Origin of the sequence: Bordetella tumbae (assembly GCF_965139195.1) — a bacterium.
GTDB classification, from domain to species: Bacteria; Pseudomonadota; Gammaproteobacteria; order Burkholderiales; family Burkholderiaceae_B; genus Bordetella_A; species Bordetella_A tumbae.
Window position 1 is genome coordinate 97,784 of record NZ_CBCSJH010000017.1, and the last position, 13,721, is coordinate 111,504.

Sequence of the window (13,721 nt, forward strand, 5' to 3'; positions counted from 1 at the left end):
AGGCTGAATCGCGGCTCAACGGGCCGGCAGCGAATTGCCCGGCACGCGGCAGGGACTCGCGATGAGGGCTGGCCGTGGACGTTGAGGGTTGGGATGGCATCGCTGGTTGCTTTATTGGTTGCTGATTGGACCGTGGATTGTGTCTTCAACTTGTTTTATACGCTGGCGGTCATGCCGCCGTCTACGAAGAGGGTGTGACCGTTGACGAAAGAAGAGGCGTCGCTGGCTAGGAAGACGGCGGCGCCGATGAGTTCTTCGGGGTTGCCCCAGCGGCCGGCAGGGGTGCGTTGGCTGAGCCACTGAGTGAATTCGGGGTTGGCTACCAGGGCCTGGGTGAGTTCGGTGCGGAAGTAGCCGGGGGCAATGGCGTTGATTTGCAGGCCGTGGCGCGCCCAGTCGGTCGCCATGCCGCGCGTGAGGTTGCGTACGGCGCCTTTGGTTGCGGTATACGGAGCGATGCCGGGGCGGGCCAGTTCGCTCTGTACGGAGGCGATGTTGATGATTTTGCCGCGGCCGCGCGCGATCATGCGGGTGGCCGCGGGTTTGCTGACGTAGAAGATGCTGCTGATATTGGTGCGCATCAGGGCGTCCCACTGGTCTACAGGGAATTGCTCCAATGGGCCGCGATGTTGCATGCCGGCGTTGTTGACCAGGATGTCGATGGGGCCGAATTCGGATTCGGCCCGGTCGATGCCTGTTTGTGCGGCGGCGGGATCGGTGACGTCGAATGGCAATGCGTGAGCGGATAGACCCTCACCGCGCAAACGCTGTACCGCCTCGTTCAGGCGCGCTGCGTTGCGCGCATTCATGATGATGGTGGCGCCGTGTTGAGCCAACCCACGCGCCAATGCATAACCGAGCCCCTGGCTGGAGCCCGTGACGAGAGCACGCCGGCCGGATAGGTCAAACAGGGACGAGGCTGTTGCCGATGAGGGCGTTGCCGGTTGGTTTACATGCTGTGCCATGGAGTTTCCCTGTGATCTTTACCGCCATTTTTCCTTTAGATGTCTTGTCATCATGCTGCTTCAGGCATCGGGACGTTCCACGTTGATGACGAGATGAATCTCATACATGGTCTTGCACGGGCCATTCATCAGGCTGGCCGGCTCTGTGAGCACGGCGCAGCCTGCGAGGGATCAAGAACCGCTCTTTGCGCGCAAAGCTGCGAGCTCTTTCTGTACGCGGTCCACGACATCGGCGCCGATCGTGGCTTTGTGTTGCTCGTACACCGATTGGACTTTTTCGCGCATGCGTTTTTGCTCTTCGGGGCTGACGTTGTTGACCTCGAGACCGGCTTGCTTGATTTTGGCCAGAGATTCGCCGTTCATTGTCCGAATGACTTTGCGTTCCTCTTTGCCACCCAGCACGGCGCATTCACGCAATGCGGCCTTCTCGTCATCGGAATAGCGGCTCCAGATCGGCTTGGAGAACAAGACCAGGAACGGGGTATACGCGTGATTGGTCACCGAGATGTATTTCTGCACCTCATAAAATTTCGAGGTATCGATGGTCACAAAGGGATTTTCCTGGCCATCAATAGCACGCGTTTCCAAAGCGGAGAAGATCTCGCCGAATGCCATCGGGGTCGCATTGGCGCCCATGGTGCGGAACGTGTCGAGGAAGATATTGTTCTGCATGACGCGCAGCTTGAGATCGCCAAAATCTTCCCATTTGCTCACGGGATGCTTGGAGTTGCTCAGATTGCGAAAGCCATTTTCCCAATAGGCCAGGTTGACCACGCCGGCTGCGTCGAGTTTTTCATTGATGAATTTGCCGAATTCGCCATCCATGACGGCGTCGGCTTCTTGCTCGTTACTGAACAGGAACGGCAGATCGAATACGCCCAATGAAGGCACCAGACCCACCAGCGGCGAAGACGAGGTGATCACGGCCTCTTGGGTGCCTGAGCGCAGTGCTTGCGTAGCCTGCATATCGTCGCCCAGCGAGCTGCTCCAGTATGCGGTGATCTTCATTTTGCCGCCGGATTTCTCCTGCAAGCACTCATTAAAGACTTTGACGCCGTTACCGACCGGGTGCTCTTGGGCCAAACCGTTGGATAGGCGAATGTTGCGTGATTTGAAGTCGCCCGCGGCGGATGCAGGTGATGCGATGGCGGCACCCAGAGCGGCGATTGCGGCAGCTATGACTAGTTTCTTCATGTAGATCTCCTCTATCTGATCGGCAGATTTTGTCTTTCGATATCAAGCAGTGAACGTTGGACTTGGGTAAAGCGGCGAGTCTTGTTGCTCGCTCCGTACGTCTGGCCGTAACGTGTCGTCACGGCGAACTCAACACCTGGAACTAGAACAACCAGTGCATGGGCACGGTAATCAGTTCCGGGAATATCACGAACAGCACCAGCAAAACTGAATAGGCCAAGAGGAATGGCATCACGCCCCAGACCACGCGTCCCAAGGGCACACGTGCCACGCCGCTGACCACGTTCAACACCACGCCAACCGGCGGCGTCAACAAGCCGATGCAGTTGTTCATGATGAACATGACGCCGAAATACACGGGATCGATGCCAGCCAGCTTTACGACGGGCATCAGCACTGGCGTCATGATCAGGATCGTGGGCGTCAGGTCCAGCGCGGTGCCGACAATCATCACCAGAACCATGATCACGAACATCAGCAGCTTGGGCTGGTCGATCAAAGGTTCGATCAACGCGGTAACCTCACCCGGGATGTCCGCGGCGGTAATCAACCAGGCTGACACCATGGCGGCGGCTACGAGGAACATCACCACTGCCGTCGTCTTGCCCGACTTCAGGAACACTTCGTACAGATGGGAAAGCTTCAGTTCGCGGTAGACGAATGTGCCCACGAACCAGGCATAGACGGCCGCCACCACCGCAGCCTCGGTCGGCGTGACAACCCCCATCCGGATGCCGCCCAGAATGATCACCGGCATGCCCAGTGCCCATGCGCCGCGCCCCGTCGCCTGCAAGCGTTGTTTCATGCTTTGCTTGGGCAAGGGTTTGATGTCGGATTTGCGTACCAGCCACAGCCAGGTGCCCACCAGCGTCAATCCCATCATGAGCCCCGGCGCAATGCCGGCCATGAACAATTTGGAAATCGACACATTGGCAGCCACGCCAAACACGATGAACGCCATCGACGGCGGAATCACGGGAGCAATAATGCCCCCCGACGCCATCAAGCCAGCGGAACGAGGAACGTTATAGCCAGCCTCGCGCATCATGGGGATGAGGATGGACGCCAACGCCGCCGTGTCCGCTGCCGCCGAACCCGACAAGCTGGCCATGATGACCGCCGCCAGAATGGCCACGATGCCCAGGCCGCCCTTGATGTGACCTACGCAGGCCAATGCAAAATCAATGATGCGGCGCGACAGGCCGCCGGCATTCATCAACTCGCCAGCCAGCAGGAAAAAGGGAATCGCCAGCAGGGTAAACGCGTCCGCGCCCGTGACCATGTTCTGCGCCACGATCTGTGCGTTGAACATGTCCATGTGCCACATCAACGCGATGCCGCAGAAAATCAGGGCAAAGGCGATCGGCACGCCTACTGCCATGGCACCCAATAGCGAACCTACAAAGATCAGCAACGTCATCAGACCACCTCCGCAATCTGGCCGTCTTCACCGACAAAGCGCGCAATTTCTTCGTCACTGATCCTGCCTATCAATACCTGTATCAATCTCAATGCCGAGATCAAGAAGCACGCAGCGCCAGTGAACAGTCCGATGCCATAGACCCAGGCTAGCGACAGCCCTGTGACGGGCGCGAACATGGTGGCGTTGATATCGAACTGCATGACCGCGCCCCAGAAAAAGACCGCGGAACTGCCCATGATGATGATGTTGCTCAGCGCCATGCAGATCAGGCGGCCGCGCCGCTCGAAACGCTGTACCAGGCTTTCGATGCCCATATGCGAATGCTCGCGAAATGTCAGCACGGCTCCCACAAAGGTCAGCCAGACAAAGCAGTACCGCGACAGTTCCTCGGACACCACGATTCCGGAATTGAATCCGTAGCGCAGCAGCACGTTGCCAAATACCATGACCACCATGGCAGCCAGCAACAGGACCATGATGAGGCCCAGAAATTTGTAAAACAGTTCAGTAACTCGTTGCATACCTGTCTCCTTGATGATCGCGCTACGCCATCAGGCGCGCGCGATGCGTTATTGGTCGTGATGCAGAGCAATGCTGTGGCGGGCCACGGCCCACCGGACTTTCTATGCCTTGGGTGTCAACAATCCTCGTTCTGCCAGGTTGCGCATCAATGCACCCACGCCAAATGTCCATTCCGGGCAAGCGTCGGACGTATCGACCCAGTTGACCAACTGTCCCAACGCAGGCGTCGAGATGCTGACGCGGTCACCCACCTCATGCGTAAAGCCCTGCCCCTCGCCGCGTCGGTCTTTGGTCGGCGCAAACATGGTGCCCAGGAACAACACGGCGCCGTCGGGATATTGATGGCAACGATTCAACAACTGATCTGCCAGATCGCGCGGTGAGCGGCTGATGGAGGACATGGCACTGATGCCTTGCATGCGAAAGCCGTCGGAGCCTTGCACATCCAGAGAGACCTCCAGCTGCCCCAGCGACGTCAGTGTGAAATCGTCATCCAGCAGGCGAATAAACGGACCGATCGCGCAAGACGCGTTGTTGTCCTTGGCCTTGCTCAACAGCAATGCCGATCGTCCCTCGAAGTCGCGCAAATTGACATCATTGCCCAGCGTCGCGCCGACGATACGGCCATCAGAGGCGATTGCCAATACGACTTCGGGCTCGGGGTTGTTCCAATGCGAGCCCGGATGAATACCAATCGTCGCGCCGCACCCCACGGAGGACATGGGCTGCGCCTTGGTAAAGATTTCCGCGTCCGGACCGATGCCCACCTCGAGATACTGCGACCAGAGCCCCATATCCTGCAGCAGGGCTTTGACCTGTTGGGCCTGTTCTGAACCTGCCACGAGGCCGCGCAGGTTGTCGCCCAGCACGGGCGCCAGTTTGGCACGGATAGCCTGCGCCTGAGAGGGGTCGCCTTTGGCTTGCTCTTCGATCACGCGCTCCAGCATGCTATCGGCAAACGTCACACCTGCGGCCTTGACGGCTTGCAGATCCAGCGGCGCCAGCAATTCACCCGCTGAACCATCCAGAAAATCCTGCACGCTTCCCAACACAGGCAAATCCTGGTTCTGGTCAAACTGCGTCAGCAGGTCAGAACGATCGAGCAACGCGGATAGTGTGCATGCCACACTGCTGGCGTCATAGAGCTGGCCTTGGCGCAAAAACACTGGGCATGGGCCGCCCATTTTTTTGGACCAGACGCGGCCGACCAAACGGGCCTGATCAACGTCACGGGGCAAAATATCCGCTGCGCTCAGCCGCGCACGTTGTGCTGCGGCGTGGCCTCGTTCGATGGGGGTGCCTGAGGATGCGCTGGGCACGGTCATTCGGGTCTCCTGGTCGCACATGTCGCGCGAATACGGTTGTCGTTCGAAATGAAACTATTGCGGGCGATGCGTCCGGCCTAGATATCAGGTCACCGCGCCACGATCTCTCGCCCTATCGCCTGTGGGGCTTTCCAGTTGCAGATCCAGGCGCGCGGCGGCCCCCAGAATGTGGGTTCGCATGGCGGCGCGAGCCTGCATCATGTCGCGCGACGCGATCGCATCGCGCACTGCTGTGTGCTCGGCAACGGTGATCTGCACAATCTGTTCGAGCTCGGCACGCGCACGCGCCACCGCAATCGTGTTGGTGATTTTTTCGCCGATGAACCCCACGAACATCGAGTAATACTCGTTATGCGTGCCATCGGCCAAGGCGCAATGAAACTCCAGGTCCGCAGCAACCCCCTCGGACGTCCAGCGCGTGTCCATGCCGCGCATGATCTCCAACGCCTCATCCAGACGTTCCAGATCCTCGGCAGTGTGATGCAGGGCAGCCAACCCCGCCGCCTCGACCTCCAACGGCACGCGCAGTTGAAAGAGGCTGCGAAAGCTCTCGGGATTGGACAGATCCGTACTATCGATGCGAATGACGGGCCGACGCTGCGGCTCCAGTACAAAAGCGCCGACGCCTTGCCGCGTATCGAGCAGACCTTCGTTGCGCAATTGCGCGATGGCCTCGCGCACGACCGAGCGGCTCACGCCAAACGTCTTGGCCAACTCGTGTTCCGTAGGCAGTTTCTCGCCGGCCTTGAGGCGGCCCGACGAGATTTCCTGTCCTATGGTGGCAGCGACTTTGGCAGGCAAATGCTCCAGGCGCTGGATCTGTCCGAAATTAACCATTGTGTTCCTGCGTTATCGTGTCAGCGCACATCACGCATCGCTCCGTATTTGGCAATTGGGATTAAGCCTGCCGTCCGGATCAATCGCCCGCTTGATGGCCGTCAACAGCTGGCGGCGCGGTTCGCTGATACGCGCCTCGAACTCGGGGCGTTTCAAACGGCCGATGCCATGCTCGGCACTGATACTGCCGCGAAAATCGTCAATCACGGCATTGATGCAGTCCTTGGCATCATGAATCACGCGATCGCGCTCGACGGCGTCCGCCGAAGCCGGCGGAATCACATTGATATGCACGTTGCCGTCGCCCACGTGACCATACGACAGCGTCAGGCAATCGGGGAATTCGGCTCGCAGCCGCGTCTCGGCCTGCTCTACAAAATTCGACAATTGGGACAGCGACACCGACACATCGGTACGCAAATGCGCGCCGCGCTGCGCCTGCCCCTCGTTCATGGCTTCGCGGAATTTCCAGAGATTGGCCGCCTGTGCCCGCGAGGCGGCCACGACACCATCACGCACCAACTCATCGGCCATGACGTTTTCCAGAAAACGGTCCAGCAAGTCGCGCATATCGACCAGGCCCGAACCCGAGAGCTCCATCAGCACATAGCCGGGATGGTCCATCGCGATCGGCAGAGTCAGGCTGGGAATCGCCTCGCGCGCCAGCATGAATGCCGATGGCGGCATGAACTCGAAAGCGGTCATCAGATCGCAGCAATCACGCCGTGCACGACGGTATAACTCAATGGCCGTATGCAGGGAGTCCACGCCCAACAAGGCAGTCTCGACCTGCTCGGGACGAGGATGCAGTTTCAATGACACCGCCGTGACCACGCCCAGGATGCCCTCGGCGCCGATGAACAATTGCTTGACGTCGATGCCGCGATTGTCTTTACGTAACGTCCCCAAAGCATCCAGGATCGTGCCGTCAGGCAGCACCACCTCCAGCCCCAACACTTGCTCGCGGGCCATGCCATAGCGCAGTACATTGATGCCGCCGGCATTCGTACTGATATTGCCGCCAATCTGGCAACTGCCCTCCGCGCCCAGCGACAGTCCGAGGAACATATCGGCATCCTCGGCGGCCTCCTGGATCTGTTGCAGGACGCAGCCCGCCTCGACCACCGCGGAAAAATCGCCCGGGTCCATGCTGCGCACCCGGTTCATGCGTTCCAGGGTCAACACGACCTGATGCTGAGGATCGTCGGGCGTAGCGCCGAGTACCAGGCCCGTATTGCCCCCTTGCGGGACGACAGCCAGGCCTAATTCGGCACATACGCGTATCGCCTGTGCCACGGCCTGCGTGGAATCGGGACGTAGTACCGCGACCGCCCCCGAGATCACATCGCCATGCCAGTCGCGGCAATAGCGCGCCTGATCCGTGGGATCGGTAATCACCGACGCAGCTCCCAGCCTGTGCACCAAGGCGGCTTGCAAGTCAGCGACAGGGGCAATGCCCGACGATGTCATTCGAGTCTCCAGATTTTTTTCGTTGGACTGGTTTTTACCAGTAGTCAGCCTGTCAGACAACCCTATAATAGGTCATCAGATTACCTGGAAGTGCATGTTATGCCTACTAGAGATCAACCCTAGCCCTCAACAAAAATATCGGGCCATAGGACGCCCGGAGGAGACTGCTATGCATATCGCCATCATTGGCGCGGCCGGGATGGTTGGCCGGAAATTGACGGAATCGTTGGCGCGCGGCCCCGTGTTGGGCGAACACAATGTGGACCGACTGACGTTATGGGACGTGGTGCCGCCAGAGGCGCCTGCGGGGTTCCAAGGGCAGGTCGATTGTCAGGCCGTGGACCTATCCGAGCCGGGCCAGGCCGAGACGCTCGTCGCCGCCCGGCCCGATCTGATTGTGCATCTGGCCGCGATTGTGTCGGGCGAGGCCGAGCTGGATTTCGACAAGGGCTACCGTATCAACCTGGATGGCACCCGCTATCTGTTTGACGCGATACGTGTGCAATCGGCAGCCGACGGCTATAAGCCCCGCGTCGTGTTCGCTTCGTCGATTGCCGTGTATGGCGCGCCGTTGCCCTACCCTATCCCCGACGATTTTCACCATACGCCATTGACGAGCTATGGCACGCAAAAAGCCATCAGCGAACTGTTGCTGTCGGACTACACGCGGCGCGGTTTTTTCGATGGGATAGGGATACGCCTGCCGACCCTGTGCGTACGCCCGGGCAAGCCCAACAAGGCGGCATCGGGCTTTTTTTCCAGCATTTTGCGCGAGCCCCTGGTCGGCCAGGAGGCGGTGCTGCCCGTTCCCGAGGATGTGCGGCATTGGCATGCTTCGCCGCGCTCGGCCGTGGGATTCCTGCGCCATGCCGCCACGCTGGACTTGCAACATGTGGGACCACGGCGCAATCTGAATATGCCCGGTGTCAGCGCCACCGTCGGCGAGCAGATCGAGGCATTGCGCCGCGTGGCCGGTGACAAGGCCGTGGCCCTGATTCGGCGCGAGCCCGACGCGATGATCACGCAAATGGTCCAAGGCTGGGCGCCTGGATTCGCCGCCACCCGGGCGCGCGAACTCGGCTTTACGGCGGAGTCCTCGTTCGACGAGATCATTCGCGCCCATATCGACGACGAGCTCGGCGGCAAGCTGGGCTGACCCGGAGTAGACATGAACAACAGTAAAAAACCCGTCAAACGACTGCGTTCACTAGACTGGTTCGACAATCCCGATCACATCGACATGACTGCGCTGTATCTAGAGCGCTTCATGAATTACGGCATCACACCGGAAGAACTGCGCTCCGGCAAACCCATCATCGGCATTGCGCAAAGCGGCAGCGATCTGGTGCCCTGCAATCGCGTGCATGTGGAACTGGTCAAGCGGGTACGAGATGGCGTTCGCGATGCGGGCGGCATCCCTATCGAATTCCCGACGCATCCTTTGTTCGAAAACTGCAAGCGCCCCACCGCAGCGCTGGATCGCAACCTCGCTTATCTGGGCCTGGTGGAAATCCTGTACGGCTATCCCATCGATGGCGTGGTGCTCATGACCGGTTGCGACAAGAGCACACCCTCTGCCTTGATGGCCGCGTCCACGGTCGACATTCCTGCCATTGTGCTGTCCGGCGGCCCTATGCTCGACGGCTGGCACGAGAATGAATTGGTAGGCTCCGGCACGGTCATCTGGCGCTCGCGCCGCAAACTCGCCGCCGGACAAATCAACGAAGAAGAATTCATGCAGGCCGCATTGGACTCTGCCCCCTCGGTGGGCCATTGCAACACCATGGGCACGGCCTCGACCATGAACGCCATGGCCGAGGTGCTAGGCATGTCGTTGACCGGCTGTGCGGCGATTCCGGCCGCCTATCGCGAACGCGGCCAGATGGCCTATCGCACGGGCCGCCGGGCAGTGGAGCTGGTGCTGGATGACATCAAGCCATCCGACATCATGACCCGCGCCGCCTTTTTGAACGCCATCCGGGTGAACACCGCCCTGGGCGGGTCCACCAATGCCCAACCGCACTTGATGGCAATGGCGCGCCATGCAGGTGTGGAACTGCCGCTGGACGACTGGCAGCGCGAGGGTTACGACGTGCCGCTGTTGGCCAACGTGCAGCCTGCCGGCCAATACTTGAGCGAACGCTTTCATCGCGCAGGCGGCGTGCCCGCCGTCATGTGGGAGCTGCTGCAGCAAGGCCAACTGGACGGCGATTGCCCTACCGTCACGGGCAAGACTGTGCGTGAAAACCTGCAAGGCCGTGAAAGCAAGGATCGCGAAGTCATCTATCCCTATGCCACGCCACTAAAAGAGCGCGCCGGATTCATGGTGCTCAAGGGCAATCTGTTTGATTTCGCGATCATGAAAACCAGCGTGATCTCGGAAGAATTCCGGCAACGCTATTTGAGCGAGCCCGGCAGCGAAGGCATTTTTGAATGCCGCGCGATTGTGTTCGATGGATCCGAGGATTATCACCGCCGCATCAACGACCCGGCGCTGAATATCGACGAACGCTGCATCCTGGTGATCCGCGGCGCCGGTCCCATAGGCTGGCCAGGCTCGGCCGAGGTCGTCAATATGCAGCCGCCAGACGCCTTGCTGCGCGCGGGCGTCTCCAGCTTGCCCACCCTGGGCGACGGGCGGCAATCAGGCACGGCCGACAGTCCATCCATTTTGAACGCATCGCCCGAAAGCGCGGCTGGAGGCGGACTATCGTGGCTGCGCACAGGCGACAAGATACGCATCGATTTGAACCAAGGGCTCTGTGATGCCCTGGTGGATGATGCCGAAATCGCCCGCCGTAAACAAACCGACGGCATCCCCGCCGTGCCTCCTGACGCCACGCCCTGGCAGATGATTTATCGCCGCGGAGTCGGCTCATTGGCCGAGGGGGCTGTGCTGGAAGACACACTGCAATTCCGTCAAATTGCACAACGCATGCCACGGCATAATCATTGATAGCGCGAATACGGGTGCTGCGGCGTCTGCCTGAGGCAATGGCGAACCACGGCGCCCGTACTTCAACATCACTTTTTCCCGCCCAGTACCAGCCCTTCACGCCGGGGATCAGCGCCACCGGTCAAGGCACCATGGCCGATCACGATCCCCTGAATACCGCTGGGAAACTCCAGCAGCTTGACCTCATGGCCCTTGCCTCGCAGCAGCGGCGCCATGTCCGCCAACGCGGTTCCTTGCTCGAGCTCGGTCGCCTGATTGCGGCTGCCCATGTTGGGTAAAGCAATCGCTTGTTGTATATCGAGATTCCAATCCAACACGCCCACCAAGGTCTTGGCCACGTAGTTGATGATGGCACTGCCTCCTGGCGAGCCTACCGCCATATACGGCTGACCATCGCGAAACACAATCATCGGCGCCATGGAACTGCGTGGCCGTTTGCCCGGCTGTACACGATTGGCCACCAACCGGCCCTCGGGGTCTTGAAATGACATCGAGAAATCGGTCAGTTCGTTGTTCAGCAAGAAACCTCTGACGAAGATCTTGCTGCCAAACGCAGACTCTATGGTGTTAGTCATCGACAGCACGTTGCCCTGCCCGTCCACGACAACAACGTGGGTCGTCGATGGCAGCTCCAAAGCATCATCGGGCGCGCGCTGCGACAGCAGCTTCGCAGGATCCCCCGGCAATGCGGTTCCCATGCTGCGATCGAGATGAACCAATGCGGCGCGTTCGGACAGGTACGCCGGATTCAACATGGCCTGCACAGGCACCCTCACAAACTCCGGATCGCCGACATAAAAACCTCGATCCGCATAGGCCAGGCGTCCCGCTTCGGCGAAATAATGAACGGCCTGCACGCTGTTCGGCCCCAGCTGGTCCATGGGAAAGTGCTGCAAGATGCCCAGCATCTGCAGCACAGCCAATGGGCCGCTGCTGGGCGGCGGCGCACCGCACAAACGATATTCCCGATAGTTGCCGCACACGGGTTCGCGGACTCGCGCACGATAGCCCGCCAGATCAGCCACGCTCAGATCGCCCGGACTCGCATGGCCACGAACGGCAGCCACGATGTCGCGCGCGATATCTCCGTGATAGAACGTATCGGGCCCTTTGTCGGCAACACGGCTCAAGACGGCGGCATAGTCGGGATTCTTCAACACGTGCCCTACAGGCCAGGGTTTGCCCTCCGCATCCAGAAAATAGCGGGCGGCGGCAGGCTGCGCCGCCAATGCGTCGCGCGACTGCACGATCTGCGCGTGCAATCGGGGAGAGACTGCGAAACCTTGCGTCGCCAGCTCAATGGCAGGTTGGAATAGCGAACGCCATGGCAGCTTTCCCTGTTGCCGATGCGCGAGCTCCAGGCCCCGCAACAGGCCCGGCGTGCCGACGGATCGGCCATTGTTGACGGCCTGGGCGAACGGCAGCGGTTTCCCGTCACGCAGGAATCGATCGGGGCGCGCAGCGGCAGGGGCGGTTTCCCGGCTGTCGTAGACGCGCAGTTGCTGATTCGCGGCGGCATAGTGGACCAGAAAACCGCCCCCGCCGATGCCCGAGGATTGCGGCTCGGTCAGGCCCAGCACCAGTTGCGCCGCGATAGCCGCATCGACGGCGCTGCCGCCTGCCTGCAGGATGCGGTATCCCGCTTGTGTCGCCAGCGGATTGGCCGTCGCCACCATGAGGTCCTGACCTTTGACGGCCTGCCGAGTCGTATAGCCTGAGGCGATCTCGGGATTCAGATTTTCGTGGGTGTCGATGGCGACCTGCGCCATGGCAGTGCTCGACAAGGCGGCGATGCATCCCGCCAGGATGCTTTTTCTTATCGACATCAAGGTCTCTCCCCAGCCCATCGTTGCGGCAGGTGTGTCACTTGCGATGCGCGGCGATCGCCCCGGGGCATTTTGACTAAAGCATCACCGAACCACCACATCGAGTCACAAACACCGGACCACGCGCCCCGTCGTGCACATTATCGCAATAGAATGGGGCGTTTTCGCTCTGCCTTTTGCCATGCGCCTTCGACACATCGAGATTTTCGAGGCTATACGCCGCACGGGTTCGCTGACCGAGGCGGCCGCGGCGCTGCATATTTCTCAGCCGGCAGCCAGCAAACTGCTCGCGCATGCCGAGGTGCAACTGGGATTCAAGCTATTCGAGCGCGTCAAAGGCCGGCTGGTCGCCACGCGCGAGGCCGAGATCCTGAGCCCTGAGGTCACCCGGCTCAACCAAGACCTCAATAGCGTACGCCGACTGGCGGCGAGCCTGCGAGAGCGCCCGCATGGCCACATCCGCCTGGGCTGCGCGCCCGCATTGGGGCTAGGCCTGCTGCCGCAGGTAGTCCGCGCCAGCCGCGATAAACAGCCGGGCATCACGTTCGACATTCATACTTATCACAGCGCCGAGCTGGTCCAGGGGCTGCTGAGCCGCGAGCTCGATCTGGCTGTGACGTTCGATATGCAAGACTACGCGGGACTGACCCGCGCACCGCTGGGCCATACCGAATTGGTGCATCTGGGCCGCAAGTCGAACGGCAGCAAAACGACGCGCTTGTCCGATCTGGTCGACGACACCTTGATTGTGCTGGACTCGCGCGATGCGTCGGGCGCGCTGCTGCAAATGGCCCTGGACGCTCAGGGCCTGGATCCCGACGTGGCGATTCAGGTGCAAACTCACTATGTGGCCTGCGCCCTGGCCGAGGCAGGTTGTGGCGAAGCCATCGTCGATGCCATCACCGTGCGAGCCATGCTGCGCCCCGGCATGGTGGTGCGCCGGCTGGATCCCCCGCTGAAAGTACCCCTCAGCATTCTGACGCGCACGCAGGATCCCTTGTCCAACCTGCATCGCGAATTCATTGAGCAACTGAGCCAGGCCTGCGAGACGCTGGCGCAGGCCGATCCATCATATCCATAAAACCGAGTAGCACGGTGGCGTATTGCTATCGCTGTTGTTACGGTCCAGGAGCGGAGAGATGAGTGCTATTGAACGTCGAAGCGGGGCAGTGACCGTGTTGGCGCTTCACGGAGTCGGTCGGC

11 protein-coding genes are annotated in these 13,721 nt (G+C 60.4%); 3 read left to right on the forward strand and 8 right to left on the reverse strand.

Annotated features, from left to right (window positions below):
• Positions 1-155 precede the first annotated feature (155 nt).
• From ACNA0J_RS17810 to ACNA0J_RS17840, 7 genes are all read right to left on the reverse strand, one after another.
• Positions 156-965, reverse strand: coding sequence for an SDR family oxidoreductase (locus ACNA0J_RS17810; RefSeq protein WP_415820186.1), 810 nt, complete (start codon positions 963-965; stop codon positions 156-158).
• 171 nt (positions 966-1,136) lie between these two features.
• Positions 1,137-2,159 carry a TRAP transporter substrate-binding protein gene (locus ACNA0J_RS17815; RefSeq protein WP_415820187.1) on the reverse strand — a complete coding sequence of 341 codons (1,023 nt, stop codon included), beginning with the start codon at positions 2,157-2,159 and terminating at the stop codon, positions 1,137-1,139.
• 142 nt (positions 2,160-2,301) lie between these two features.
• Positions 2,302-3,579 carry a TRAP transporter large permease subunit gene (locus ACNA0J_RS17820; RefSeq protein ID WP_415820188.1) on the reverse strand — a complete coding sequence of 426 codons (1,278 nt, stop codon included), beginning with the start codon at positions 3,577-3,579 and terminating at the stop codon, positions 2,302-2,304.
• A complete protein-coding gene (locus ACNA0J_RS17825) occupies positions 3,579-4,103 on the reverse strand; it encodes a TRAP transporter small permease (RefSeq protein ID WP_415820189.1) in 525 nt (174 codons plus the stop codon). Before ACNA0J_RS17825 ends, ACNA0J_RS17820 begins: the two co-directional genes overlap by 1 nt.
• Positions 4,104-4,205: 102 nt before the next feature.
• Positions 4,206-5,429 (reverse strand): fumarylacetoacetate hydrolase family protein, encoded by a 1,224-nt coding sequence (locus ACNA0J_RS17830; protein ID WP_415820190.1) that lies wholly within the window; start codon positions 5,427-5,429, stop codon positions 4,206-4,208.
• Between the two features lie 84 nt (positions 5,430-5,513).
• Positions 5,514-6,266 (reverse strand): FadR/GntR family transcriptional regulator, encoded by a 753-nt coding sequence (locus ACNA0J_RS17835; protein WP_415820191.1) that lies wholly within the window; start codon positions 6,264-6,266, stop codon positions 5,514-5,516.
• Between the two features lie 30 nt (positions 6,267-6,296).
• Complete coding sequence (locus tag ACNA0J_RS17840) at positions 6,297-7,736, reverse strand: FAD-binding oxidoreductase (RefSeq protein ID WP_415820192.1); 1,440 nt, start codon at positions 7,734-7,736, stop codon at positions 6,297-6,299.
• A 169-nt stretch (positions 7,737-7,905) separates the two neighbouring features.
• On the opposite strand from ACNA0J_RS17840, the gene denD reads away from it, so the two are divergent.
• A complete protein-coding gene (denD, locus tag ACNA0J_RS17845; RefSeq protein ID WP_415820193.1) occupies positions 7,906-8,892 on the forward strand; it encodes a D-erythronate dehydrogenase in 987 nt (328 codons plus the stop codon).
• 12 nt (positions 8,893-8,904) lie between these two features.
• The gene (locus tag ACNA0J_RS17850; RefSeq protein ID WP_415820194.1) at positions 8,905-10,692 is read left to right on the forward strand and encodes an IlvD/Edd family dehydratase; all 1,788 of its coding nucleotides are present in this window, start codon (positions 8,905-8,907) and stop codon (positions 10,690-10,692) included.
• 68 nt (positions 10,693-10,760) lie between these two features.
• On the opposite strand, the gene ggt is transcribed toward ACNA0J_RS17850, so the two are convergent.
• A complete protein-coding gene (gene ggt / locus ACNA0J_RS17855; RefSeq protein ID WP_415820195.1) occupies positions 10,761-12,518 on the reverse strand; it encodes a gamma-glutamyltransferase in 1,758 nt (585 codons plus the stop codon).
• A 181-nt stretch (positions 12,519-12,699) separates the two neighbouring features.
• On the opposite strand from ggt, the gene ACNA0J_RS17860 reads away from it, so the two are divergent.
• Positions 12,700-13,599 carry a LysR family transcriptional regulator gene (locus ACNA0J_RS17860; protein WP_415820196.1) on the forward strand — a complete coding sequence of 300 codons (900 nt, stop codon included), beginning with the start codon at positions 12,700-12,702 and terminating at the stop codon, positions 13,597-13,599.
• The last annotated feature ends 122 nt before the right edge of the window (positions 13,600-13,721 follow it).

What these genes read in the sequence shown, in the direction of transcription:
- ACNA0J_RS17810 (WP_415820186.1), bottom strand. Translation starts at nt 965, where the DNA reads ATGGCACAGCATGTAAACCAACCGGCAACGCCCTCATCGGCAACAGCC.
- ACNA0J_RS17815 (WP_415820187.1), bottom strand. Translation starts at nt 2,159, where the DNA reads ATGAAGAAACTAGTCATAGCTGCCGCAATCGCCGCTCTGGGTGCCGCC.
- ACNA0J_RS17820 (WP_415820188.1), bottom strand. Translation starts at nt 3,579, where the DNA reads ATGACGTTGCTGATCTTTGTAGGTTCGCTATTGGGTGCCATGGCAGTA.
- ACNA0J_RS17825 (WP_415820189.1), bottom strand. Translation starts at nt 4,103, where the DNA reads ATGCAACGAGTTACTGAACTGTTTTACAAATTTCTGGGCCTCATCATG.
- ACNA0J_RS17830 (WP_415820190.1), bottom strand. Translation starts at nt 5,429, where the DNA reads ATGACCGTGCCCAGCGCATCCTCAGGCACCCCCATCGAACGAGGCCAC.
- ACNA0J_RS17835 (WP_415820191.1), bottom strand. Translation starts at nt 6,266, where the DNA reads ATGGTTAATTTCGGACAGATCCAGCGCCTGGAGCATTTGCCTGCCAAA.
- ACNA0J_RS17840 (WP_415820192.1), bottom strand. Translation starts at nt 7,736, where the DNA reads ATGACATCGTCGGGCATTGCCCCTGTCGCTGACTTGCAAGCCGCCTTG.
- denD (WP_415820193.1), top strand. Translation starts at nt 7,906, where the DNA reads ATGCATATCGCCATCATTGGCGCGGCCGGGATGGTTGGCCGGAAATTG.
- ACNA0J_RS17850 (WP_415820194.1), top strand. Translation starts at nt 8,905, where the DNA reads ATGAACAACAGTAAAAAACCCGTCAAACGACTGCGTTCACTAGACTGG.
- ggt (WP_415820195.1), bottom strand. Translation starts at nt 12,518, where the DNA reads ATGTCGATAAGAAAAAGCATCCTGGCGGGATGCATCGCCGCCTTGTCG.
- ACNA0J_RS17860 (WP_415820196.1), top strand. Translation starts at nt 12,700, where the DNA reads ATGCGCCTTCGACACATCGAGATTTTCGAGGCTATACGCCGCACGGGT.